The 24,532-nt window shown below is 72.8% G+C and carries 14 protein-coding genes; 3 read left to right on the top strand and 11 right to left on the bottom strand.

Annotated elements, in window-relative coordinates; translation table 11 throughout:
- Positions 1–3: 3 nt before the first annotated feature.
- Positions 4–2,019, bottom strand: coding sequence for a mannitol-specific PTS transporter subunit IIC (gene mtlA / locus R0145_RS01510; protein WP_317838675.1), 2,016 nt, complete (start codon positions 2,017–2,019; stop codon positions 4–6).
- Between the two features lie 487 nt (positions 2,020–2,506).
- On the opposite strand from mtlA, the gene R0145_RS01505 reads away from it, so the two are divergent.
- The gene (locus R0145_RS01505) at positions 2,507–3,679 is read left to right on the top strand and encodes a hypothetical protein (RefSeq protein WP_317838674.1); all 1,173 of its coding nucleotides are present in this window, start codon (positions 2,507–2,509) and stop codon (positions 3,677–3,679) included.
- Here R0145_RS01505 and R0145_RS01500 read toward each other — a convergent pair.
- From R0145_RS01500 to R0145_RS01480, 5 genes are all read right to left on the bottom strand, one after another.
- Positions 3,676–4,410: a LuxR C-terminal-related transcriptional regulator gene (locus R0145_RS01500; RefSeq protein WP_317838673.1), complete on the bottom strand. Its 735-nt coding sequence runs from the start codon at positions 4,408–4,410 to the stop codon at positions 3,676–3,678. The two genes, R0145_RS01505 and R0145_RS01500, sit on opposite strands and share 4 nt — an antisense overlap.
- Positions 4,377–5,597, bottom strand: a complete 1,221-nt coding sequence (locus R0145_RS01495) for an ATP-binding protein (protein WP_317838672.1) — start codon at positions 5,595–5,597, stop codon at positions 4,377–4,379. Before R0145_RS01495 ends, R0145_RS01500 begins: the two co-directional genes overlap by 34 nt.
- 37 nt (positions 5,598–5,634) lie before the next feature.
- The gene (locus R0145_RS01490) at positions 5,635–6,252 is read right to left on the bottom strand and encodes a hypothetical protein (protein WP_317838671.1); all 618 of its coding nucleotides are present in this window, start codon (positions 6,250–6,252) and stop codon (positions 5,635–5,637) included.
- Between the two features lie 184 nt (positions 6,253–6,436).
- Entirely contained in the window at positions 6,437–8,452 is a 2,016-nt protein-coding gene (locus tag R0145_RS01485) for a VWA domain-containing protein (RefSeq protein WP_317838670.1), read from the bottom strand.
- Between the two features lie 19 nt (positions 8,453–8,471).
- Positions 8,472–9,872, bottom strand: coding sequence for a sigma 54-interacting transcriptional regulator (locus R0145_RS01480; RefSeq protein ID WP_317838669.1), 1,401 nt, complete (start codon positions 9,870–9,872; stop codon positions 8,472–8,474).
- 92 nt (positions 9,873–9,964) lie between these two features.
- On the opposite strand from R0145_RS01480, the gene R0145_RS01475 reads away from it, so the two are divergent.
- Positions 9,965–10,918, top strand: a complete 954-nt coding sequence (locus R0145_RS01475) for an alpha/beta hydrolase family esterase (RefSeq protein ID WP_317838668.1) — start codon at positions 9,965–9,967, stop codon at positions 10,916–10,918.
- A gap of 1,689 nt (positions 10,919–12,607) precedes the next feature.
- Here the strand turns inward: R0145_RS01475 and R0145_RS01470 are convergent.
- Positions 12,608–13,471, bottom strand: a complete 864-nt coding sequence (locus R0145_RS01470; RefSeq protein ID WP_317838667.1) for an NAD(P)-dependent oxidoreductase — start codon at positions 13,469–13,471, stop codon at positions 12,608–12,610.
- 76 nt (positions 13,472–13,547) lie between these two features.
- Positions 13,548–15,062, bottom strand: coding sequence for a DEAD/DEAH box helicase (locus R0145_RS01465; protein WP_317838666.1), 1,515 nt, complete (start codon positions 15,060–15,062; stop codon positions 13,548–13,550).
- Between the two features lie 341 nt (positions 15,063–15,403).
- On the opposite strand from R0145_RS01465, the gene R0145_RS01460 reads away from it, so the two are divergent.
- On the top strand, positions 15,404–16,933 hold the full coding sequence (locus R0145_RS01460; RefSeq protein WP_317838665.1) for an NAD(P)/FAD-dependent oxidoreductase: 1,530 nt from the start codon (positions 15,404–15,406) through the stop codon (positions 16,931–16,933).
- Between the two features lies 1 nt (position 16,934).
- Here R0145_RS01460 and glgX read toward each other — a convergent pair whose 3' ends face one another.
- From glgX to R0145_RS01445, 3 genes are read right to left on the bottom strand one after another with little or no spacing between them, the layout of a single operon-like run.
- On the bottom strand, positions 16,935–19,136 hold the full coding sequence (gene glgX / locus R0145_RS01455; RefSeq protein ID WP_317838664.1) for a glycogen debranching protein GlgX: 2,202 nt from the start codon (positions 19,134–19,136) through the stop codon (positions 16,935–16,937).
- 6 nt (positions 19,137–19,142) lie between these two features.
- Positions 19,143–22,667 (bottom strand): proline dehydrogenase family protein, encoded by a 3,525-nt coding sequence (locus tag R0145_RS01450; RefSeq protein WP_317838663.1) that lies wholly within the window; start codon positions 22,665–22,667, stop codon positions 19,143–19,145.
- On the bottom strand, positions 22,657–24,450 hold the full coding sequence (locus R0145_RS01445) for a glycoside hydrolase family 15 protein (RefSeq protein ID WP_317838662.1): 1,794 nt from the start codon (positions 24,448–24,450) through the stop codon (positions 22,657–22,659). Before R0145_RS01445 ends, R0145_RS01450 begins: the two co-directional genes overlap by 11 nt.
- Positions 24,451–24,532: the final 82 nt, after the last annotated feature.

The following is a 24,532-nucleotide window of genomic DNA, read 5'->3' as shown; positions in this document are numbered from 1 at the left end:
GGTTCACTCTCCTTCTTCCGGAGCCAGCAGCTCCATCACTTCATCGGGACTGGTCGCCGTACGCAGCTTCTCCGCACTGGCGGGGTCGGCGAGCACGCCGGCGAGGGCGCCGAGGATCCCCACGTGCTCATCGGTGTTGGAGGCGATCGGGATGGCCACGTAGACCGTGTGGCCGTCCCAGTCGACCCCCTCGGGGAACTGGAGGAAGCCGAGCGCGGCCTTCCGGACGTGGGCCCGGGCCTCGTTGGTCCCGTGCGGGATGGCGAAGCCGTTACCCATGAAGGTCGACACCTGCAGCTCACGGGCGAACATCGCGTCGGTGTAGGCCGGATCGGTGGCGCCGACCCCGACCAGGGTCTCGCCGCAGAGCCGGATCACCTCATCCTTGGTCCGGGTGGGCAGCCCGAGTCGGATCGCCTGAGCGGTGAGGACGTCGGAGGGCAGCTGCTTGCGCCGACGACGAGGACGGGTGGCGGTGACCGCGCCCGCCACCGCTGCCCCGGCCGCGGCGGCGCCGACCGCCGGGGCGGCTACGGCGCTGGCGACGGAGGCCGTGGCGGGAGCGGTCAGCAGGTCGGGCCCGATCGGTGCGCCGGCCTTGATCGCCCGCTCGACCGCGGCGAAGGCCGGATCGCCCATGTAGACCTTGAACGGCACGATCGCCGCGGTCGGCACCTGCCGGTGGGCCCGCTCGGCGAGACCCTCCTGGGTGAGCACCACCGTGGCGTCCGCCGGGATCTCGTTCACCGGGGTGTGGATCACGTCCACACCGTACGGCTTGAGCTGCTTCTTCATCGCGCTGGCGACCATCACGCTGGACCCCATGCCGGCGTCACAGGCGATCACCACCTGGCGTACGTCCCGACCGCTGATCGTCGGGCCGGCAGCGGCCGCCCCGGCAGCGACCACGGCCGCATCCTCCGGCGATTCGACCTCGGCCTCCTCGGCCGGCACGTCGGACTGTCGCTCCGCCTTGAGCAGCAGGAAGGCGACGAGGAAGGACACCACCGTGGCGACACCGAAGTCGGCCAGGTTGGCCGGGTAGTTGCCGCGCGGGGTGACGGCCATCCAGGCGAGGATGGACCCCGGCGAGGCCGGGGCGACCAGACCAGCGCCGAGCAGGCTGCCGACGAACACGCCGGACATGCCGCCGAGGATGGTGGCGGCGATCAGCTTCGGCTTCATCAGCACGTACGGGAAGAAGATCTCGTGGATGCCGCCGAACAGGTGGATGATGATGGCGCCGGGGACGGACCCGCGGATCAGCTTCGGGCCGGCGATCCAGTACGCCAGCAGCAGCCCGAAGCCGGGGCCGGGGTTGGACTCGACCATGAACAGGATGGAGCTGCCGGCACTCTTGGCCTGCTCGATGCCGAGCGGGGTGAGGATGCCGTGGTTGACGGCGTTGTTGAGGAAGAGCACCTTGGCCGGCTCGACCAGGATCGAGGCGAGTGGCAGCAGGTGGTTGGCGACCAGGACGGCCACGCCGGCGGCCATCCAGCCGACCAGCGTGGTGACCACCGGCTCGATCAGCAACCGGCCGACGATGGCCAGCAGCATGCCGAGGATGCCGAGCGAGAAGTTGTCGACCAGCATCTCGAAGCCGGACGGGATCCGGTCCTGGATCAGCTTGTCGAGTTGCTTCAGGATCCAGGCGGACAGCGGGCCCATGATCATGGCGCCGAGGAACATCGGGACCGAGGAACCGACGATGACGCCCATCGTCGCGATGGCGCCGATCACGGCGCCGCGCTGGCCGTGCACCGTACGGCCACCGGTGTAGCCGATCAGCAGCGGGAGCAGGTAGGTGATGATCGGGTCGACCATCTTGGCCAAGTCGGCGTTCGGCGTCCAGCCGGTGGGGATGACGAAGGCGGTCAGCAGGCCCCAGGCGATGAACGCACCGATGTTCGGCATGATCATCCCGGCGAGGAACCCACCGAACTTCTGCACCGTTGCCCGGAACCCGTGACCTTCGAGGTTCTTGTTGACGCGTGCGTCGGGGAGAGCGAAAGACATCTCAACTCCGTTGGTATGGCTGCCCGTACGGAGACGGACAGGATCGACATTGATCGTGATCACCAGACTCCGCCGCCCGTTTGTGTTTGTCAAGAGCACCCGATCACCTGCGTTTCTCACTATGTGATCTCTGAGTCGACACAAACTAACATTTATCCAACATAAACAGACACATCAGTCATCCAGTACTTTCCTTCGACGGCCCAGGATCCACCATCAGAGCGCGCCGCTACGCGGATCTCCCCACCCAGTAGGTCATCGGACAACCGGGCACTGATCGGGCATGCTCCGATCTCCATCGAGGCCAGCACCACCCGAACTCACATAAGTAATCTCGACTCAATCGATAACTCATGCTTATTTGTGTGGGTTGGCCCGCATCCCCCCACAGGGGCACCTGCCGCCGCCTAGAGTGGAGGCATCGGCTCCCCGGGCGGGGAGCCCTCCCCGCAGCGCGGGGCCAGCCCAGCACCGTGGAGTGTCTGCCATGAAGCCCACTGCCCGTTCCGCCCGTCTTCCCCGATTCGTGCCGGCGATCCTCGGCATCGCCCTGCTGCTGGCCGCCGTGGCCAGCCCGGCCTTCGCTGCCGGCCTCTTCGAGTCCGGCAGCTCCCCCACCGTCACCGACGGCCAGGTCGTCGACGGCTCGGCCTACCTCACCGGCCAGGTCGTCACCGTCAACGGCCGCATCGACGGCGACCTCTTCTGCGCCGGCACCACCGTCGTCGTCGCGGGCACCGTGACCGGTGACGTGCTCTGTGCCGGCAGCAGCGTCACGGTGACCGGCACCGTCGGCGGGTCCGTACGCCTCGCCGGCAACGCCGTGACGACCGGCGCCAGCACCGGTGGTGGGACCACCCTGGCCGGCAACACCGTGACCGTGTCGCCGGGCGCGAGGGTCGGCACCGACCTCACCGCCGCCGGCAACAGCGTCCAGGTGGCCGGCCAGGTGGCCCGCGACGCCCTACTGGGAGCCAACACCGCCACTGTCTCCGGGACCGTGGGCCGCGACGTCGACGGCGGGGTGACCACCCTGACAGTGACCCCGGGAGCCTCGATCGACGGCCACGTGCACTACACCAGCGCGCAGGACGCGACGATCGCCCCCGGCACGGTCAACGGCGACGTGGTCCGGACCACTCCTCCGCCGACCACCCGGAAGGGGCCGACGGTGGCGCAGCGGTTCGGGGCGGCGGCGTACGGCGTGATCGCGTTCGAGGTGCTGGCGCTCGCCGTCATCCTGCTGCTGCCCAGGTACGTGGCCCGGGCGACCACCGTGGTGCCGGTCCGGCGACTGGCGATCCCCGGGCTGATCGGCCTGTTGGCAGCGGTCGTGGTGCTACCGATCGTCCTGGTGACCCTGGTGTTGATCGTCGGCGCCGCGCTCGGCGCGCTGATCGTGGCCGGATTCGCCTTCGCCGCCCTGCTGGCCGGACCGCTGGCCGCGTACATCATCGGCCGGGAGGTGCTCCGCGGGAAGGGGCATCCGGTCGGCCTGATGGCGCTGGGCGCGGCGATCCTCGGGGTGGCGATGGCGCTGCCGTACGTCGGCTGGGTGTTCACCCTGGTGGCCGGCTGCGTGGGCGTGGGCCTGATCCTCTACACGCTGCGGGACCAGTACCGCACCTCTCCCCAGGAGGCTTCTCCCCAGGACGCCTAGGACGAGGGGTCCATCAGGTCACCGGGGGCCAGACCGAGCGCCCGCTCGACATCCGCGGGCGGGGCGTCGGGGTCGACGCCGGCGTCGTGCAGGTACCAGACCATCTTGGTCATCACGTTCTCCAGATGACCCCGCGCGGTGTCGGTGGAGATGCCCAGGCGACGGCCGATGGCCTCCCACTTCTCCCCGCGGGATCGCGCGGCGAGCACCTCGCTCTGCCGGGTGGTGAGTTCGGGCAGGCTGCCGCGGCGCGCCAGCAGCTCGGCGAGCCCCACCATCGAGCGGGCGATGACGGTGTCGCCGGCGGCGACCCGTAGGAACGCCTCCTCGCTCACCTCCAAGTCGTCGCTCTTGCGGGCGAAGCCGGACGCGCCGACGGACAGGCAGTGGGCCAGCACCAGCGGGCGGCGCTCGTCGGTGTAGAGACAGATCCGCGGATAGCCGCTCCCGGTCAGCGCCCGGATCGCCGCCGGGCCCTGGAGCACCCCCTCCGACTGGAGGCTGGTGGACAGCAGCAGGTCGAGCACTACCAGGTCGGCGGTCGGGTGGGCGGCCAGCAGCTCGTCCACCGAGGCGTACGTCCCGACCACGTCGAGCCGGGGGAACGCCGACTGGAACAGCCGGCGCATCAGCGCCGCGTCGTCCACCACCGCGACCGTCGGTGGGGTGTCCGACGGTTGGGTGCCGGACAGTCGGGTCAGGTCGCCGTCGGGCCGGTGATCGTCGTGCATGTGCCCTCCCCGGGGTGTGAGGTGATCGAGACCGTCAATTGATGGCGCTGCAGGGAGTCCACCACCTGCAGCGCCAGGCCGAAACCGTAGTGCTCCGGCTTGGGATCGAAGCCGACACCGTCGTCGGTCACGGTGACCTCCCACCGGTCATCCCGCCGGTCGGCGTGCACGGTGACCGTCGAGGCCCGGGCGTGCAGCTGGACGTTGTAGAGCAGCGCGATCAGCGCCTGCTTGAGGGCCCGGGCGTGGTCCCGGGCGAGCGGGGCGGTCCGGCCCAGCGCGAGCGACAGCTCGAGCGGCAGGTGCCCGAACCCGGCGGTGGCCTCCCAGACCACCTTCTCCAGCAGGATCGGCCCGTCCTCGGCGGTGCCGCGCTGCGGCCCGCGGAGCACCTCGTAGCGCAGCCGGTTCGCCTCCTCGGCGGCCTGCCGGCGCAGCGAGGGCATCAGCTCCGGCTGCAGATCGGCCCGGGCGAACGCCTCGAGCAGACCGGTGGCGTTGTGCACGTGGAAGGAGTAGCGGGCCAGTTCGAGGGCGGCGGCGGCCTCCCGGGCCTGCGCCCGGCTCTCCTCGGCCCGGCGACGGTTCTCCTCCGCCCCCGCGGCGAGGCGCCTGGTGTAGCGGCCGAACAGCGCCGCGGCGGTGGCGAACATCGGATAGTTGAGCACGTTGACCAGCACCGCGACCGGCTGGTCGGTGCCCGGCATGGTGCACGCCAGGTAGAGCAGTCCGACACCGACACCGACCAGGAAGGCACCCCGGACCGACCGCAACCAGCCCGCGACGAAGGCCACCACCTGCTCCAGGTAGCCCGGTGCCCAGTGCAGCCAGGACCCCACCTGCAGGTGCCGGGGGATCAGCTGGCTGGTCACCACCAGGGCCAGACAGCCGGTGATCAGGTCGGTCAGCCCCCAGACGGTCGAGCGCAGCTCGCGGCGGCGCAGCGCGGAGGCGACGAAGGCCACCGAGAACAGGATCGCCGCGGTGGTCACCGGCAGCACCGCGGTCGGGATCTCCGGGGAACCCAGCTGGAACCACCACACGATGGACAGCTGCGCGATCAGCCCGATCCGCAGCGCGGCGAAGACGATCACGATGCCCCGCTCGACCCGCTCCGGCTCGGTACGACCCAGCAGATGGGTGACCAGACGCGGCAGCGGGCTCCTCGGGCGGGGAATGCGCGTCATGTCGGTATTGTCCACCGCGCCGGTCGTGTCCACCGCGCTAGGCACGGACGACGCCTCTGGTGAGCCAGGCGACACCACCGATCCAGGCCGCCATCGGGAACAGCAGCAGATAACGGGCCAGCTGCCCTGTGGCCGGCAGCGCGGTGAGGAGCGTCCCGACCAGCACCGGGACCAGGCAGCAGAGAGCGAGCCGGCGGACCGCCGGCCGCACCGGGGTGCCCCGGCGGGTGCTGCCCCGGATGTCGGTCCAGCCGAGCACCAGGAAGGCCGCCCAGGCGACGAGCAGGCCCAGGTAGGCGGCGTTGTGCAGCCGGACGAGCGGGAAGGCCGCCGGGGTGTCGAGTGGTGGGACGGCGGTGAGGGCCACACAGCAGACGGCCACGGCGAGGGCGACGGCGGCACGGCGGGACGCCACCACCCGCAGCCGCGGCAGGAAGCACCCGCCGGCCGCGGCGGAGCCGAGCAGGACGCCGGTCATCAGCGGGCCGTACGGTCCCAGCAGCATCATCGAGGGCCACTGGATCCGGTTGCGGGCGACCGGCGTCCACCCGGCGGCGATGAGCCAGTCCCCGCTGGCCCAGGTCACCACCGGCAGGCCGGCGAGGATGATCGCCCCGCAGAGCAGCCCGGCGACGACGCCCAACCGATCCCGCACCGCCACCTCCGTCACCCCTCGCCGGCCGTCACTCGTCGCCGGCGGGCTCGCCCCCACGGGCCGGCCGACGGCCCCCGCGCCTGACTCCCCCCAGATCAGGCCGGGGCCATCGGCCACTGCTATGGCACCATCCGGGGCCGGGGGCGTACCACCCCAATTCTGGGGGTGGCCCGGTCCCGGCCGGCTACCGTTCCCCGAACGGATCCGTCCCACCGGCACCGGCACGCCCGGCGCGCCGCGCCCGCGAGCCGAGGTAGCTGTCGACCACCGCCGCGCCGAGGTCGTCCAGCTCGGGGGCGACCGTACGGCCGTCGGCCCGGCGGGCCATCGAGTCGACGAAACGGGCCAGCCCCGGGTCGTCCCCCAGCCGGAAGAACGTCGTCTGCGCGCCGAGCCGGCGGGAGGCGTCCAGCTCCTGCACGGTCCGGGCGATGGTCAGCGGGTGCGGCGGGTAGTCGAACCACACCTCGCCGTTCGCCTCCAGGTGCGAGGTGGGCTCGCCGTCGGTGACGATCAGCAGCACCGGCTGGGCGTCCGGATGCTTGCGGAAGAAGCGGTTGGCCAGCAGCAGGGCGTGGTGCAGGTTGGTGCCCTTCTCCCACTGGCTGTCCAGGCCGATGAGCTGCTCGATGTCCATCACCGTGGCGACCCGGCCGAACCCGACCACCTGCAGCAGGTCGCCGCGGAAGCGGGTCCGCAGCAGGTGGTGCAGGGCCAGCGCCGTACGCTTCATCGGCACCCAACGGCCGTCCATCGCCATCGAGAAGCTGGTGTCGACCAGCAGTGCGACCGCGGCCCGGGTGCGCTCCTCGGTCTCGGTGACCTCGATGTCGTCCAGGGTGATCCGCACCCCGTCGGCGACCGACCCGCCAGCGGCGACGGTGCGGACGACGGCGTTGGTGACGGTCCGGGCGGTGGCCCACGGCTCGATGTCGCCGAACTCCCACCCGCGGGACGCCCCGGTCGGTTCGCCGAGCAGGCCGGCCTTCCGGGCGTCGCGCTGGCCCTGCCGACTCGCCAACCGGGTCGCGACGTCGCGGAGCAGCTGGCGGCCCAGCTGGCGCATCGCCCGGGGGCTGAGCCGCAGATCGCCCTCGGGGGCCCGTTTCAGGTAGCCGGAGTCCCGCAGCGCCCGCTCCAGTTCGGCCAGGGCGCGGGCGTCGACGGCGGCCTCGGCACCGAGCTGGCGGGCCAGCGCGTCGAGGTCGACGTCGTCCAGCCGGGAGCCCTCGCGGGACTGGGCGAGCTGGTCGGCCAGGTTGTCGAGGTCGGCGAGATCCTGCAGCACCCCGGTGCCGTCGCCCAGGCCGAGCCCCTCCTCGCCCTGGAACCGCTGGGAGCCGGTCCAGTCCTCCCCGGGACGCAGTGACCGCAGGTTGCCGTCCATCCGGGCGAGCTGGTCCATCAGCTCCGGCGAGCCGAAGGCCTGTGCCGACAGCTGCATCAGCTCGGCCCGCTGCTCCGGACTCATCGAGTTGAGCATCCGCTGTGCCGCGGCGCTGCGGGCGGCCAGCGCGTCGAGCAGTTCCTCGATGTCCTTCGGTTGCTCGGGGAAGAACTCGCCGTGCTTCGCCATGAAGTCGTCGAAGTCCGCACGTGTGTCCTCGCCGCGGCGGTGCTTCTCCAGCAGCTCGTTGAGGTCGCGGAGCATCTCACCGACCCGCTCGCGGTCCTCCTCGGTGGCGTTCTCCAGCGCCTGCTTCATCCCGGCGAACCGCTGGTCGAGCAGCTCACGGCCGAGCAGGTCCTTGATCCGGTCGTACGCCTCGCGGGCCTCGCTGCTCTGCCAGTCGTACGAGGACAGCTCCTGGACCGCGGCGGAGGTGGCCGGCGGCAGGTCGTCCAGCTGCAGCTGACGGAACGCTCGGTCACCCTCGTCCATCATCGGGTCCCGGGCGAGCTGCTTGCGCTCGGCCAGCACCGCCTTGTCGAGCAGCTCGCGGACCTGCTGCAGGGTGCCGTCGAGGGAGTGCCGGTCGAGGAGTTCCCGGCGGCGTTGCGCGACCCGGCGGGCGAGGTCGTCGAGACCGGTCCGCTGCTGGCCGCCGGTGCCCTTGGCGCCGCGGCGGAGGTATTCGCGCATCGCCCGCTCGGGTGACCAGCCGGCCATCACGTCCTCGCCGATCGAGGCGAGGGCGTCGGCCAGGTCGACCGGCGGGGCGAGCGGGTCGCCGCCGGCGTAGCGGGTGTAGCGGCTCATCGCGGCCTCATCCCTGTCATCAGCCGTAGAGGGCTTCGCCGCCGCCGGATTCCTTGCCGATCCGGCGGGCCAGGTAGAGGCCCTCGAGGGCGAGTTCGACGCCGCCGGCAACCTCACCGGGGGTGCGGGCCCCGAGGCGTTGGGCGATCTGGTCGTAGAGGGTGGACTCGCCGAGCGCCGGCAGCCCGGTGAGGAACTCCTCAGCGGTCATCCGGACGCCGGTGGCGACCGTACGCCCCTGCTCCAGAGCGGTGACCAGCAGGCCGAGGTCGATGCCCCGGAGCCGCTCCCGGACGCAGGCGGCGATCGCGGTGCGCAGCAGGTGGGAGAGGATCTCGGTCTCCTGGCCCTCCTCGCCGGTCTCGAACTCGATCTTCCCCCGCAGCACGTCGACCACGGTGTCGAGGTCGACGCAGCGGGCCACCGCGCGGTCCTCGCCGCGGACGGTGGCGCGGTGCAGGGCGGAGGCGGCGACGGTCTCGGCGCCGGCGATGGCGAACCGGGCGCTCACCCCGGAGCGTTGGTCCACCGCGGCGGACTCGCGCAGCGAGCGGGTGAAGCGGGCGACGATCTCCAGCACCGGCTCGGGCACCTCGGCGACCAGGTGGGCCTCCTGGCGGATGACCGCCAGCTCGTCGTCGAGGGTGGTCGGGTAGTGGGTGCGGATCTCGGCGCCGAAGCGGTCCTTGAGCGGGGTGATGATCCGGCCGCGGTTGGTGTAGTCCTCGGGGTTGGCGGAGGCGACCAGCAGCACATCGAGGGGGAGGCGCAGCACGTAGCCGCGGATCTGGATGTCGCGCTCCTCCATCACGTTGAGCAGCGCAACCTGGATCCGCTCGGCCAGGTCGGGCAACTCGTTGATCGCGACGATGCCGCGGTGGCTGCGCGGGACCAGGCCGAAGTGGATGGTCTCCGGGTCGCCCAGGTGGCGGCCCTCGGCGACCTTCATCGGGTCGACGTCGCCGATCAGGTCGGCGACGCTGGTGTCGGGGGTGGCGAGCTTCTCGGCGTACCGCTCGCTGCGGTGGCGCCACTCGATCGGCAGGTCGTCGCCGAGTTCGGCGGCGCGGCGGCGCCATTCGGGGCTGATCGGTTCGTACGGATGCTCACCGAGTTCGGAGCCTGCGATCACCGGGGACCATTCGTCGAGCAGGCCGACGAGGGTCCGCAGCAGCCGCGTCTTGCCCTGGCCGCGTTCGCCGAGCAGGACGACGTCGTGGCCGGCGATGAGGGCGCGTTCCAGCTGCGGGAGCACCGTGTCCCGGAAACCGTGCAGCCCCGGCCACGGGTCCTCCCCGCGGCGGAGCTTGTCGAGCAGGTTCTCGCGGATCTCCTCACGGACGCCACGGATGCGGTGCCCGGAGGCACGGAGTTCACCGAGCGTTCGGGGGGTCGGGGCAAAGGATGAGGTGGCGGTCACATCGCCCACGCTAACCCTGCGGCGCCCGGCACAAAAGACCCCGAGTTTGCGACCGGGTTACGGCGGCCCCTCGCGCGGCCACCATGGTGGGCATGACACCGCGACACGGCCGGCTCCGGCCGCCCCGCCACCGACCGCTCCGGTCGCGGCTGGCCCTCCGGGGGCTGGCCCTCCTGGTCGCCTGCCTGGCGCTCACCGGCTGCCGCCCGGTCGACCTCCCCTCCTCCACCACCGCGTCGATCCGCATCGGAGGGGTGACCCGGACCTACCGACTGTTCGTGCCGACCGGGCTGACCGGACCGGCACCACTCGTCGTCGTGCTGCACGGCGGCTACGGCAGCGGGGCGCAGGCCGAGACGGCCTACCACTGGGACGACCGGGCCACCGCCGGCGGGTTCGTCGTGGCGTTCCCTGACGGCCTGCACCGCTCCTGGAATGCGGGCGGCGGATGCTGCGGGCAGGCCGGTCGCGACGGGGTCGACGACGTGGCTTTCCTCACCGCGCTGGTGGCCGAGGTCGGCCGCCGGGTGCCGGTCGATCCGCACCGGGTGTACGCGACCGGGATGTCGAACGGCGGCATCATGACGTACCGGCTGGCGTGCGAGACCGATCTCTTCGCGGCGGTGGCCCCGGTCGCTGCCACCCGGCTGGTGGAGTGCTCCGGCGCGGCCCCGGTCTCGGTGCTGGCGGTCCACGGCACCGCGGACCCGATCGTGCCGTACCAGGGTGGACCCGGCGGGTCGTACGGCCCGGCAGGAGCCCATGTCGACGGGCCGCCGGTGCCGGACGTGGTGGCAGAGTGGCGGACGGTCGACGGATGCGCGGAGCCGAGCGTCGCCAACACCGGCGCGGTGACCACCTCGACAGCCCCCTGCCCCGACGGCCGCAGCGTGACGTTGGTGACGGTCGCAGGCCTGGGCCATGAATGGCCGGGTAGCGCCGGGCCGGGCGATGGCGGCGCGACCGGCTCCGGCGGCGCCTCGGCCGCCGTGGACGCCACGGCGGTGATCTGGGACTTCTTCGCGGCGCATCCGGGCACGAGGTGATGGTGCCAGGACGGGTGGGCGGGTCGGTGTGCCCTGCACTTCCGGGATGGATCGTACGGGTGATCGATTGTCTGACCTCTCTCGTAGTGTTGTGGTCATGCAGGAGGAACTGTTCGAACCGCCCGATCCGGACGATGACGCGCCCGCCGATGAAGCGCCCGGCGGGGGCGATGTGCTCGGCCCGGCTGGGGTCGAGGTTGATGCCGGGCCGGTTGAGGCCGTCGAGACCACGACGGCCGATATCGTCACGTCGTTGACGCTGTCGCCGGACCGGTTGTTACCCGGCACGGTCTGTGACGCCCTCGACGAGCTCGACGCCCTGCGGACCCTGCGCGCGACCGCCGAGGCACGCCAGTTCGCGATCGTCGCCAATCTCGCCGCGACCGCCCCGCGTTCCGACCAGAGACCCCTCCCCGACCAGAAGCCCCTCCCCGGCCGGGAGGCCCTGGTCGACCTGGGCGGCGACGGCAGCCCACCGGTCCCGGAGTTCATCGTGGTGGAGATCGCCGCCCTGCTGCACACCTCCCACACCGCCGCCCGTGGCCTGGTCGCCGACGCCCTTTCCGCCCGGTGGCGCCACCCGCGGATGTGGGCCGCGGTGATGGCCGGCCGTCTCCCCGTCTGGCAGGCCCGCAAGATCGCCCAGGCCGTCCGCTGGGCCGGGCTGGACCGGGCCCGGGCCCTGCGGATCGACCGGGCCCTCGCCCCGGGCCTGGGGACGCTGTCCTGGCCCCGCCTCGAAGCCCTCCTCGAGGGCGAGATCGTCAACGCCGACCCGGTCGCCGCCGACCAGCGGGAGGAACGTGCCCGAGCCGGCCGCTATGCCCGGGTCGTCCGCGAGGAAGCCGGCCAAGCCGGGATCCGCACCCTGATCGCGCGCCTCGCGACCCCCGAGGCCGAACAGCTCGATGCGACTATCGCTCAACTCGCCCACAGCCTGCACCTGGGCGGGGACACCGACGCCCTCGACGTACGCCGCTCCCGCGCTCTGGGCATCCTCGCCGTCCCTGACCGGGCCCTCGCCCTGCTTGCCGGTGACACCGCCACCGGCAATCGGTACAAGCCTCCGGTCCGGCTCTACGTGCACGTCAACGCCGACCGCCTGGGCCCCGACGGCGTGGCCCGCCTCGAAGGCAACGGCGCCGTCCCCGTCACCTCACTGAGGGCCCTGTTGGCCGACTCCACGGTCCGGGTCACCACCGTGATCGATCACCGCGACTCCGAGCCGATCGACGCCTACGAGATCCCCGACCGGATGCGCGAACAGGTCGTCCTCGCCCATCCGTACGAGATCTTCCCCTGGGGCACCCGCCGGGCCCGCCACACGGACCTGGACCACACCATCCCCTGGCACCACGGCGGACCCACCAGCCCCACCAACCTCGGCCCCCTGGGCCGGACCGGGCACCGCGCCAAGACCCATGCCGGCTGGCGCTGCCGACAGACCGCCCCCGGCCACTGGCTCTGGCGCAGCCCCTACGGACGCGACTATGAGGTCGACAACTGGGGCACTCGGGTCTGGGTCCCGCCCGAAGCCATCCCGTCGCCCACCGAGCTCGAGGCCCTGGAGCGATTCACCAGACCACCGGCCCTGCCGCCGTCACCACCTCGACGGGAGCGCCAACGGTCACGACATCGGAGAGCCCGCGAGTCAGGGTCGGCGCGGCGGGCGAAGCATCCGGGACGCCATCAGGCGAGGACGCGGAAGACCGCGGCGATGTCCTCGGTGCCCAGTCCGTGGTCCTCGGCCCGGTCGTACAGCCCGCGCACCGCGTCGAGGATCGGGAAAGCGCCCGCGTCCCCGGTGGCCGCCTCGGCCAGCTCGAGGTCCTTGTGCAGCCCGCGCAGCTGGAAGTTGGCGGGCTGGTAGTCGTCGGCCAGCATCAGCGCGCCCTTGGCGTGGGCGTACGGGGTGTCGGACTGGCCACCGGCGATCGCCTCGAGGAAGAGCTTCTCGTCCAGACCGAGGGCGCGCAGCATGGCGAAGGCCTGCCCGGTGCCGGCGGTCAGCAGGCCGATCCAGGTGTTGCAGACGAGCTTGAGCCGGGTGCCGACACCGACCGTCGGGCCGGCGTTGACCCGCTTCTGGCTGACCAGGGCCAGCAGCGGCTCCACGGCGGCGAGCCGATCCGGATCACCACCGGTGAGCAGCACCAGGGTGCCCGACTCGGCCGGGCCCTTGGTGCCGAGCATCATCGCCTCGACCAGCGTCAGACCATGCCCGGCGGCGACCGACCTGACCCGCTCGGTGCCCTCGACGCCGATGGTCGACAGCTGCACCCAGATCGCGTCGACCGGCGCGGCGTCGGCGGCCTCGCCGAGCACGGACACGACGGCCTCGGCATCGAACAGGGTGAGCAGCACGACGTCGGCCCCGACGACCGCCGCTGCGGGGGTGCCGGCGACCGTCGCGCCGAACTCGGCCAACGGCAGGGCCCGCTCGGCCGTACGGTTCCAGACCGTCACCTCCACACCCTGGCCGAGCAGACGCTCGGCGAGCGCCCTGCCCATGATCCCGGTGCCGAGGATGACGACCTTGCCGAACCCGTTCATGCTGACCTCCTGAGACATCCCTGCGCTCGTCACCCTACGCGCGACGACGGGATGCCCAGCAGGGGCTGCGCCCGGGTCAGGCGTGCGAGGTGGGCCGCTCCGCATGGCGGTGCCGGCGCCGGCCCTGCCCGGACCCGGAACGTCGGGATCCGGAACCCTCCGGGCGCGCAGCGGCCGGCTGACCGGCGGCGGGGCGACGTTCGGCATGCTCCGGCGAGCGCGACCGGGTCGTGGTCGTACGGGCGGTTGCCGAAGGCGATCCGGCACCGGAACCCCCGGATCCACCGCGGCCCGATCCACCCCGACCACCGCGACCACGCCCGGAACGGGAGCGGCCTCGCTCGGCACCGGACGGACTCGTGGCGCCCGCCGACGCCGTGACGGCCGCCGCCTGCGGGTTCGCCAGGGCCCGGGCCTGCTCGACGCTGAGGGTCACCCGCTCCCCCGGCGCGAGGGACTCGAGCACGGACTTCTCCGGTTCGGCCACCTCCGGGGTGATGCCGGCCTTGCGCATCATCTGGCGGACCTCCTGGCGCTGGTCGGGGGTCACCAGGGTGACCACCGTGCCGGAGTGCCCGGCCCGCGCCGTACGGCCCGAACGGTGCAGGTAGGCCTTGTGCTCGACCGGCGGGTCGGCGTGCACGACCAGGGCCACGTCGTCGACGTGGATGCCGCGGGCGGCGATGTCGGTCGCCACCAGGGTGCCGACGGTGCCCGACTCGAACGCCGCCAGATTGCGGGTGCGAGCGTTCTGCGAGAGGTTCCCGTGCAGGTCGACGGCCGGGATGCCCCGGTCGACGAGCTGCTTGGCGAGCCGCTTGGCGCCGTGTTTGGTGCGGGTGAAGAGGATCGTCCGCCCCGGGGCGGAGGCCAGATCGGCGAGCACCCGGCCGCGGGTGTCCTTGTCGACCCGCAGCACGTAGTGGTCCATCGTCGCCACCGGGGACTGCGGCGAGTCGGCCTCGTGGGTCACCGGGTCGTGCAGGTAGCGCTTCACCAGCACGTCGATGCCGTTGTCGAGGGTCGCGGAGAACAGCAGCCGCTGGCCAGTCGTGGGCGTACGGTCGAGGATCTTGCGGACCATCGGCAGGAAGCCCATGTCGGCCATGTGGTCGGCCTCGTCGAGGACGGTGATCTCGACCCCGTCGAGGTTGACCGCCCCCTGGCCCATCAGGTCGAGCAACCGGCCCGGGCAGGCGACGAGCACATCGACGCCGCGGGCCAGGGCCTGCACCTGCGGCCCCTGGCCGACGCCACCGAAGACCGTCCGGCTGGTCAGCCCGACCGCGGCTTCGAGCGGCTTGAGCGACTCCTCGATCTGGGTCGCTAGCTCACGGGTGGGGGCCAGCACCAGGGCGCGCGGCCGCTTGGGACGGGCCTTCCGCGGCGTGGCGACGAGCCGGGCCACCGTCGGCAGCAGGAAGGCGTACGTCTTGCCGGAGCCGGTGCGGCCCCGACCGAGAACGTCGCGGCCGGCCAGCGAGTCCGGCAGGGTGGCCGCCTGGATCGGGGTGGGCACGGTGATGTCACGCTCGGCGAGGACATCGGAGAGAGATGTGGGCACGCCGAGGCGCACGAAAGCTGAAGTCAAGAAAAATTCCTTCGAAGTGTCTTGCCGGGGGATCGCATCGCCCTCTGGGACAGACACGGCACATCATCGGGAGGGATCCCGGGCGCCCGGCGGCCCGGGGCAAGACTCGGCGGGCCGACACCACGAACTTACCCGGCATCCCACCCGAAAGCCAACTCCCGGGCCATCACGCGGGCCGAGCGGCCGCTGCACAACCCGCTGCCGATGATGGCCCGGCTCGAGGACATCGCTCCCGGACAGTTCGCCCGCACCTACCTCACCGAGGGCCCGGAGCAGTGGACGGTGCGCTTCACCCGGCGCTGATCCTTCCCGCGACGCCGACCGGGACCTAGGGTGAGCGCATGACCAGCCCTGCGTCCGATCCGGCCGCCGAGACCGACCCGCTCGCCGAGACCGATCCGCTCGCCGAGACCTACGACGTCATCGTCCTCGGCGGCGGCCCCGCCGGGGAGAACGCCGCCGACTACGCCGTCCGCGGCAGTTCCCGCACCGCCGCGATCATCGAGGCCGAACTCCTCGGCGGCGAGTGCTCCTATTGGGCCTGCATACCGAGCAAGGCCCTGCTCCGCCCGCTCGACGTGGCCGAGACGGCGGCAAACCTCGCCCCGCTGTCGGTCCCCACCCTGGACCGCGACGCACTGCTCGCCCGGCGCGACGACTGGGTCGCCCACTATGACGACAGCGGTCAGGTCCGCTGGGCCGAGAGCGCCGGCCTGACCATGGTCCGCGGCCACGGCCGACTGGTCGGGGAACGGACCCTCGAAGTGGTCGACGCCGGCGGTGCGGTGCAGCGGCTGACGGCCCGCACCGCGGTCGTCCTGGCGACCGGATCGGCACCGGTGATCCCGGACACCCTGGCGTCCGTACGCCCCTGGACGACCCGGGACGTCACCGGCGTGGTCGAGGTGCCCGGACGCCTGGCGATCGTCGGCGGCGGGGTGGCGGCCTGCGAGGCGGCCCGCTGGATGACGGCGCTGGGCTCCCACGTCACCCTGCTGGTCCGCGGCGAGCGGCTGCTGGGCCGGCTCGAGGACTTCGCCGGGGAGGAGGTTGCCGAGGGACTGCGGTCCGCCGGGGTGACCGTACGGTTCGGTACCTCGGTGACCCGGGCCGTCCGGGACCGGGTCGAGCACGACCCGGCCGAACACCACCCGGCCGAACACCACCCGGCCGACCCTCGCGCCACGGTCGGCCGGCCGCACGGCGGTCCGATCACCCTGACCCTGGACGACGGAACGGCGCCCGACGGCGAGGGCGCCGGATCGGAGGAGCTGGAGGTCGACGAACTGGTCGTCGCCGCAGGTCGGCACCCGCGCACCGACATCGGCCTCGAAGCGATCGGTCTCGACCCCGCCGATCTGCGGGGACGTACGCACGGCGGGCCGCTGCCCGAGTGGCTGTTCACCGTCGGCGACGTCAACGGCGAGGCGATGCTCACCCACTGGGGCAAGTACCAGGCCCGGGTGGTCGGGCGGCGGATCGCCGCGCTCGCCGAGGGCCGCCCAGTACCCGACGAGGTGCCGGCCCCGGTCCCCCAGGTGATCTTCAGCGCCCCCCAGGTCGCCGCGGTCGGCCTCACCTCCCGCGGAGCGGCCGAGGCCGGGCAGACGGTCCGACTCCTCGACGCCGACTACACCTCGGCCGCCGGTGCGGGCCTGCTGCGGGATGACGCCGCCGGGCATGCCCGGCTGGTGCTGGACGCCGACACCGAGGTGCTGCTGGGCGCCACCTTCGTCGGTCCCGAGGTGGCCGAGCTGCTGCACTCGGCCACCGTCGCGATCGCCGGCAGCCTGGATCTGGCCACCCTGCGCCGGGCGGTACCGAGCTACCCGACCGCCTCGGAGGTCTGGCTACGGTTGCTCGAGCAGTGAACTAGCGTTCGATCTCCACCGGGCTCACCCGGCCCACCTCGTCCGACAGCCGTTGCACCTCGTCGAGGTCGGTGCACCGCAGCACCAGCATCGACCGGCCGGCCAGCAGGAAGCTGTCACCGGCGGCGTACGTCACCGCGGACTCGCCGCGGGCATGGGTGGTGTCGAGCATGCCGCCCCAGTGGGCGCCCAGCCGCCGGGACGGCAGGGTGACCAGGACGGCCTGGTCCCAGGCGTTGAACCAGAGCAGGAAGGAGTCGTCCGCCGAGGGCCGTCCCCAGGAGTCCAGCCAGGTGAGCCCGCGTCCGTTGAGGAACAGCCCGAAGCTGCGGACGAACGCGGCGTCCCGGTCGGCCTCGGTCATCTCGACGCCGTCGATCCGCAGGAAGACGACGTCGCCCGGTTCGGCGCCGGGGCCGCGCGGCAGCGAGGAGGCGTCGCGTTCGTAATACCGGCGCCGGAAGACCGGATGCTCGCGGCGGAGCCGGGCGCACCGCTCGGTGAACGCCTCCAGGTCCTCCGCCACCGCGTCGTCGCGGACCCACTCCTGCCAGGTGAGCTCGCTGTCGTGGCAGTAGGCGTTGTTGTTGCCGCCCTGGGTGCGGCCCCGTTCGTCGCCGCCGAGGAGCATCGGCACCCCCTGGGAGCAGAGCAGGGTGGCCAGCAGGTTGCGCTGCTGGCAGGCCCGGGTCGCCAAGATCTCCGGGTCGTCGGTCTCCCCCTCGGCCCCGTAGTTCGCCGACCGGTTGTCGTCGTTGCCGTCCCGGTTGTGCTCGCCGTTCGCGTCGTTGTGCTTGCGTTCGTACGACACGACGTCGCGCAGGGTGAACCCGTCGTGGGCGGTGACGAAGTTGACCGAGGCGACCGGCTGGCGCCCGGTGGAGGCGTAGATGTCGCGGGAGCCACTGATCCGGGCCACGAAGTCGTCGACCAGCGCCGGTTCGCCCCGCCAGAAGTCCCGCACCACGTCGCGGTACTGGCCGTTCCACTCCGACCACTGCGGCGGGAACGCACCGACCTGGTAGCCGGCCGGGCCGACGTCCCAGGGCTCGGCGATCAGCTTGACCTGGCCGAGCACCGGATCCTGGGCGACCAGGGCGAAGAACGCCGACAGGTGGTCCACCGCGTCCTCCTGGCGGGCCAGGGTCGGCGCCAGGTCGAAGCGGAACCCGTCGACGTGCATCTGCGTCACCCAGTAGCGCAGCGAGTCCATCACCAGCCGCAGCGACATCGGGTGGTGGGAGTTGATCGAGTTGCCGACGCCGGTGGTGTCGACGTAGCGGCGGCGGTCGGCCGGGTCGAGCCGGTAGTAGGCCGGGTTGTCGATGCCGCGCAGGGAGTACGTCGGCCCGTCGGTGCCGCCCTCGGCGGTGTGGTTGAACACGACGTCGAGGATCACCTCGATCCCGGCCTCGTGCAGCTCGCGGACCATGGTCTTGAACTCCCCGACCACGCCCTCGGGGGTGGCGGAGGCGCCGTACGCCCGATGCGGCGCGAAGAACCCGAAGGTGTTGTAGCCCCAGTAGTTGGTCAGGCTGCGCCGGAACACCCACGGCTCGGTGACCGACTGGTGCACCGGCAGCAGCTCGACCGCGGTGACGCCGATCCGGTGCAGGTGCGAGACGGTCGCCGGGTGGGCGACGCCGAGATACGTGCCGCGGATGGTCGGGCGGATCGCCGGGTGGCGCATCGTCAGCCCCTTGACGTGCGTCTCGTAGATCACCGACTCCTCGTACGGTGTCTGGGGTGGGGAGTCGTCGCGCCAGTCGAAGCCGTCCGAGACGACGATCCCGCGCATCGTGTAGGGGGCGGAGTCGCGCAGATCGGGGTAGTCGGGCCGCTCCGGGTCGTACGCCGACAGGGCCGGGTGGTCGACGACCGCCCCGTCGAACATTTTCGCGTACGGATCGGCGAGCAGCTTGGCCGGGTTGCACCACAGCCCCCGGGCCGGATCCCACGGGCCGTCGATCCGGTAGCCGTAGCGGGTGCCGGGGCCGAGACCGGACAGCCGGATGTGCCAGATGTAGCCGTCGACCTCGGTCATCCGGATCTTCGTCTCCGCCCCGTCGGGATCGAACAGGCACAGGTCGACGGCCTCGGCCACCTCGGAGAAGATCGCGAAGTTGGTGCCGAAGCCGTCGAAGCTGGCGCCGAGCGGGAACCGGTCACCGGGGGCGACGAAGTACGGCGGATGGAGCAGCATCGCGATTCACCGCCCGTCCCACAGGTCCACCGGGTGGCCGTAGCGGTGCCCGGTGATCGACACCAGCTGCTCGTGCAGGTACGGCAGCAGGGCGACCCGCCCGGCGTCGACCACCGGGCCGGCGTAGACGGCGGTGTCGATCGCCGCCAGGGACGCCGAGCCGGCGAGCACCTCGGCCAGTGCGGTCCGATCGCCGCCGAGCAGCCGGATCCGGCCGTCGGGACCGACGGTGCGCTCCGGCACCCGGTGCAGGAAGGCGGCGTCCGACTCGACGACGACCGGGATGCCCTGCTCGGCCAGCAGGTCCCGCAACGGCCCGGGCAGCGGGATCGCGGTGGAGACCCGGTGCCCCGCTCCGGCGGCGCCGGGCACGGCGAGGGCGGCGGAGAGCTCCCGGACCAGTTCCACCAGCGGCCGGCCCTCCCCCAGCCGGATCAGCACCGGGGTGGGCAGGTAGCGCAGCACGTTCCGTTCGACGCCGAGGGCCGCCGGGTCGTGGGCCCGGCCGAACTCCTCGTCGAGGGCCCGCTGGTCGAGGCCGACCGCGACCTCGAGCCGGACGGCGTCCTCCGACGGCAGCACCGTACGCCCCACCGCCAGCACCCGGCGCAGCAGCGGAGCGGTCGGTTCGGCGACCAGCTCGGTGACCGGCGCCGGGACCACCTCGCCGAACCCGTAGAGGTAGTTGGGGCCGCCGGCCTTGGCGCCGCCACCGACGGCGGACCGCTTCCAGCCGCCGAACGGTTGGCGGCGGACGATCGCGCCGGTGATCGGCCGGTTGACGTAGAGGTTGCCGGCCTGCACGTGGTCGATCCAGTAGCGCACCTCGTCGGGATCCAGCGACTGCAGGCCGGCGGTGAGGCCGTAGTCGGTGCCGTTCTGCACCTCCACCGCGGTCTCCAGGTCGGGGACGGTCAGCACGCCGAGCACCGGCCCGAAGTACTCCACCCGGTGGAACTCGCTACCGGCCGCGACCCCGGCTCGGATCCCCGGGGTCCACAGCCGGCCCCCGGGGTCGGGCAGAGGCGGGTCGGACAGAGGCGGGTCGAGCCGGCGAGGGGCGAGGATCCAGTGCTGGCCGGGCTCGAGCGTGGTCAGGCCGCGGAGCAGCTTGTCGGTCGGCGGCGTGGTGAGCGGGCCCATCCGGGTGGCCGGGTCGGTGGGCCGGCCGACGGTGAGTGAACGGGTGGCATCGATCAGCTGGTCGCGGAACCGGGTCGAGCCGGCGACGGCGCCGACCAGGATCACCAGGGAGGCGGCCGAGCACTTCTGCCCGGCGTGGCCGAAGGCCGAGGTGACGATGTCCCGGACCGCCAGGTCACGGTCGGCGGACGGGGTGACGACGATCGCGTTCTTGCCGGAGGTCTCGGCCAACAGACCGAGCTCGGGGCGCCAGCGGCGGAACACCGCGGCGGTGTCCGCCGAACCGGTCAGCACCACCCGGGCCACCCGCGGATCGGTGACCAGCCGGCGGCCCAGCCCGGCGTCGGCGGGTGCCACCAGCCGCAGCACGTCGTGCGGGACCCCGGCCCGCCAGCAGGCCTCGGCGACCAGGGCGCCGCAGCGGCGGGCGGCGGTGGCGGGCTTGAGGATCACCGCCGAGCCGGCGGCCAGCGCGGCGGCGACCCCGCCGAGCGGGATCGACAGCGGGAAGTTCCACGGCGGGGTGACCACGGTGAGGTGGACCGGTCGGAAGGTGCCGCCGACCAGGCGGTCGAGCCGCAGCGACTCCTCGGCGTAGTGGTGGGCGAAGTCCACCGCCTCGGACACCTCCGGGTCGGACTGGTCGAGGGTCTTGCCGCACTCGGCGGCGGCGACCTCCAGCAGGTCCGCCCGGGCCGCCTCCAGTTCGTCGCCGATCCGGTGCACGATCGCGGCCCGCTCCAACGGGGTCCGGGCCGCCCAGCCGGCGCCGGCCCGTTCGGTGTGCCCGATCAGCGCGTCCAGCCGGGCCGGGTCGTCGATCCGGGCCTGCTCGACGGTGGTGATCCCGAGGCGGGAGTCGGGCACCCGGGCGAGGATCCGGCGGCCCCAGGCGAGCGCGGCAGGCAGCGCGGGGTCGGTGTCGGGGGCGTTGTGGAAGCCGGTCGCGCGGCGCACACCGGTCGGCGGCGGGGGCAGCGTACGGTCCTGGCGGCGGCGCGGGCCGACCGCCTCGGGCCCCTCGGTGGCCCACCGGGCGACCGCGGCCCGGAACCGGTCCCGCTCCCGGGCCAGGCCGGCCTCCGGATCCGGGTCGCCGAGGGAGGCGAGATAGTGGCCCGGCGCGGCGTTCTCCTCCAGCCGGCGGACCAGATAGGCCAGCGCGACGTCGAACTCCTCGGGCCGGACCACCGGGACGTAGAGCCGCAGCCGGCCGACGTCGGCGCGGACCGCCGCGGCCTGGGCCGGGGCCATCCCGGCCAGCATCTCCACCTCGACCCGGTCCCGGACACCGCGCAGGCCGGCCAGCTCCCAGGCCAGAGCGAGGGTGAAGAGGTTGTGCCCGGCGATGCCGAGGTGGACCGCTCGGGTGGCCTCCGGGGTCAGCGCCCGGTCGAGCAGCCGCAGATAGTTGGCGTCGGTGGCCTCCTTCGAGCCGGTCGTCACCACCGGCCAGCCGTGCAGCACCGCGTCGACCGTCTCCATCGCCAGGTTGGCCCCCTTCACCAGCCGGACCCGGATCGGCGCCCCACCCGCGTCCACCCGGCGGGTCGCCCAGCCGGCCAGCTCCTGGTATGCCGGCAGCGCGTCGGGCAGGTAGGCCTGCAGCACCACGCCACCGGGAGAACCGGCCAGACCCGGCAGATCCAGCAGCCGGCGGAAGACCGCCAGGGTGAGGTGCAGGTCGTGGTACTCCTCCATGTCCAGGTTGAGGAACACCGGACGGGGTCGGCCGGCGGCCAGCCGGTAGAGCGGCTCGAGCCGGGTGACCGCCCGGTCGACCGCCGCGTCGAAGCCCCACGGGTTGTGCGGGCCGAGCACCGAGGAGACCTTGAGCGATGCGTACGTCACGTCGTCGCGGCGCACCAGCCGCTCGACGTCGGCCAGCCGACGGGCCGCCTCACCGTCACCGAGCACCGCCTCACCGAGCAGGTTGATGTTGAGGGCACAGCCGGTGCCGGAGAGCCGGGCCAGGGCGGCGCCGAGCCGCTCGTCGGTCGCGTCGACGACCAGGTCCCCGACCAGCGCCCGGAGCACCCGGCGGGCCAGCGGCAGCACGACGCCGGGCACCTCCGGCCCGGTCGCGCCACCGGCGGCGAGCAGCCCGCGCAGCGGGGCCGGCAGCGAGTCCGGGATCGTCGCGGTGAGCCGGTGCAGGGCGTACGCGGCGGTGCGGTCGTCCTCGGGCCGGACCACCCGGTCGACGAAGTCGAGCAGCCAGCGCGTCTCGGCCGGGTCGCCGGCGACCCGGCCGAGCAGGGTTACCGGTGCGGCGCGGTGGCCGCCGTGGGCGGCCCGCCACCAGCGTTCGGCGGTCGGGACGGCCAGCTCGGCGGCAGTCCGCAGGTCGGCGGACGGCAGGTCGGCGCCCGGGCCCTCAGCGCTCATCGCAACCCCCGGGCCCGCCCTTGGCGCGCAGGATCGCGTCCGCGGCCTGCACCAGGCCGAGGTGGCTGAACGCCTGCGGGTAGTTGCCGGTCAGCCGGCCGGCGTCGATGTCGTACTCCTCGGCCAGCAGCCCGACGTCACCGGCGTACGACACCACCTGGTCGAACAGCGCCTCCGCCTCGGCCAACCGGCCGGTGTGGGCGTACTGGTTCACCAGCCAGAAGGTGCAGAAGAGGAAGCTGCCCTCGTCGCCGGGCAGCCCGTCGGTGCCCGGCGCGGTCCGGTAGCGGCGGAGCAGGCCCCGGTCGTCGCGCAGCTCGTCCTCGATCCGGGCGACGGTCCGCAGCATCCGCGGGTCGTCCCAGGCGACGAAGCCGCACTGCGGCAGCACCAGCAGCGACGCGTCCACCTCGGTGGTCCCGTAGTGCTGGACGAAGGTGCCCAGTTCGGGGACGTAGCCCCGCTCCTCCACCTCCAGTCGCAGCTCCTCCCGCAGGCCGCGCCAGCGGGCCACCGGGCCGTGCAGCCCGTGCTCCTCGACGGCCCGTACGCCCCGGTCGAAGGCGGTCCACATCATCACCCGGGAGTGGGTGAAGAACTGCGGCTCCCCCCGCATCTCCCAGATCCCCTGGTCGGGCCGGTCGAGGTGGTCGGCGGCGAACTCCAGCAGGTGGCGCTGCAGGCCCCAGGAGAACCGGTCGTCGGGGATCCCGACCCGGCGCAGCCGGTCCAGCGCCATCATCACCTCGCCCACCACGTCGGCCTGGTACTGCCCGGCGGCGCCGTTGCCGACCCGGACCGGCCGGGAGCCGGCGTAGCCGGGCAGGTGGTCGAGTTCCAGTTCGGGACCGAGGCGTTCCCCGGCCAGCCCGTACATGATCCGCAACGTACGGTCGTCGCCGGCGATGGCGCGCAGCAGCCAGTCGCGCCACCCGTGGTGGACGGCCCCGTGGGTGGCCATCGCCTGGATGGTCAGCGCGGAGTCGCGCAGCCAGCAGTAGCGGTAGTCCCAGTTGCGGACCCCGCCGAGGTCCTCCGGCAGCGAGGTGGTCGGCGCGGCGGCGATCCCCCCGGTCTCCCGGTCGGTGAGGGCGCGCAGCACCAGCAGGGAGCGGCGGACCTCCGGCCGGCAGCCCTCCAGGGCGGTCGCCCGGCTCCAGGCCTGCCAGTCGGCAGTGGTCCGGTCCAGCTCGGTGACCGGATCGAGCCGCTGCGGCACCGGCCGGTAGCTGGGGAACCAGGTCAGGGTCCAGCACTCCCGTTCCCCGGCCCCGACGGTGAACACGCCGACGTGGTGCCGGTCGACGGCGTGCGGCAGCGGACCGTCCAGCAGCAGCGCGTCCGGCCCCGACACCGCCAGCAGCCGCTCCCCGTCGGGCCCCGGCACCCGACGCACCCACGGGATGCTGGACCCGTAGTCGAAGCGCATCACCAGGTCCAACTGCACGGTCACCCGGCCGGAGACGCCCTCCACCATCCGGATCAGGTCGGCCCGGTGCTCGTGCTCGGCCATGAAGTCGGTGCAGACCACCTCTCCGGTCGGCGTCCGCCACAGGGTCCGCAGCACGAACGTGTCCGCCACGTACGACCGCTCCACCACGACCCCGTCCACCGGCCGGATCCGCCAGTGCCCGTTGCCCGGCTCACCGAGCAGCGCGGCGAAGACCGCCGGCCCGTCGAACCGTGGCAGGCACAGCCAGTCGACGCTCCCCTCCCGGGACACCAGCGGACCCGTCCGCCGGTCGGCGAGGAGCGCGTAGTCCTCCAGTCGCGACTGCGTCATGCCCCCATCGTGCCCCGCGAACGACCGCGACGACAGGGATCCCGTGAGAACCCATCCCACCCGTCACCCACTCTCACGTGCC

Source organism: Raineyella sp. W15-4, assembly GCF_033170155.1.
Lineage (GTDB): Bacteria > Actinomycetota > Actinomycetes > Propionibacteriales > Propionibacteriaceae > Raineyella.
This window is presented reverse-complemented; position numbering and strand designations above follow the sequence as displayed.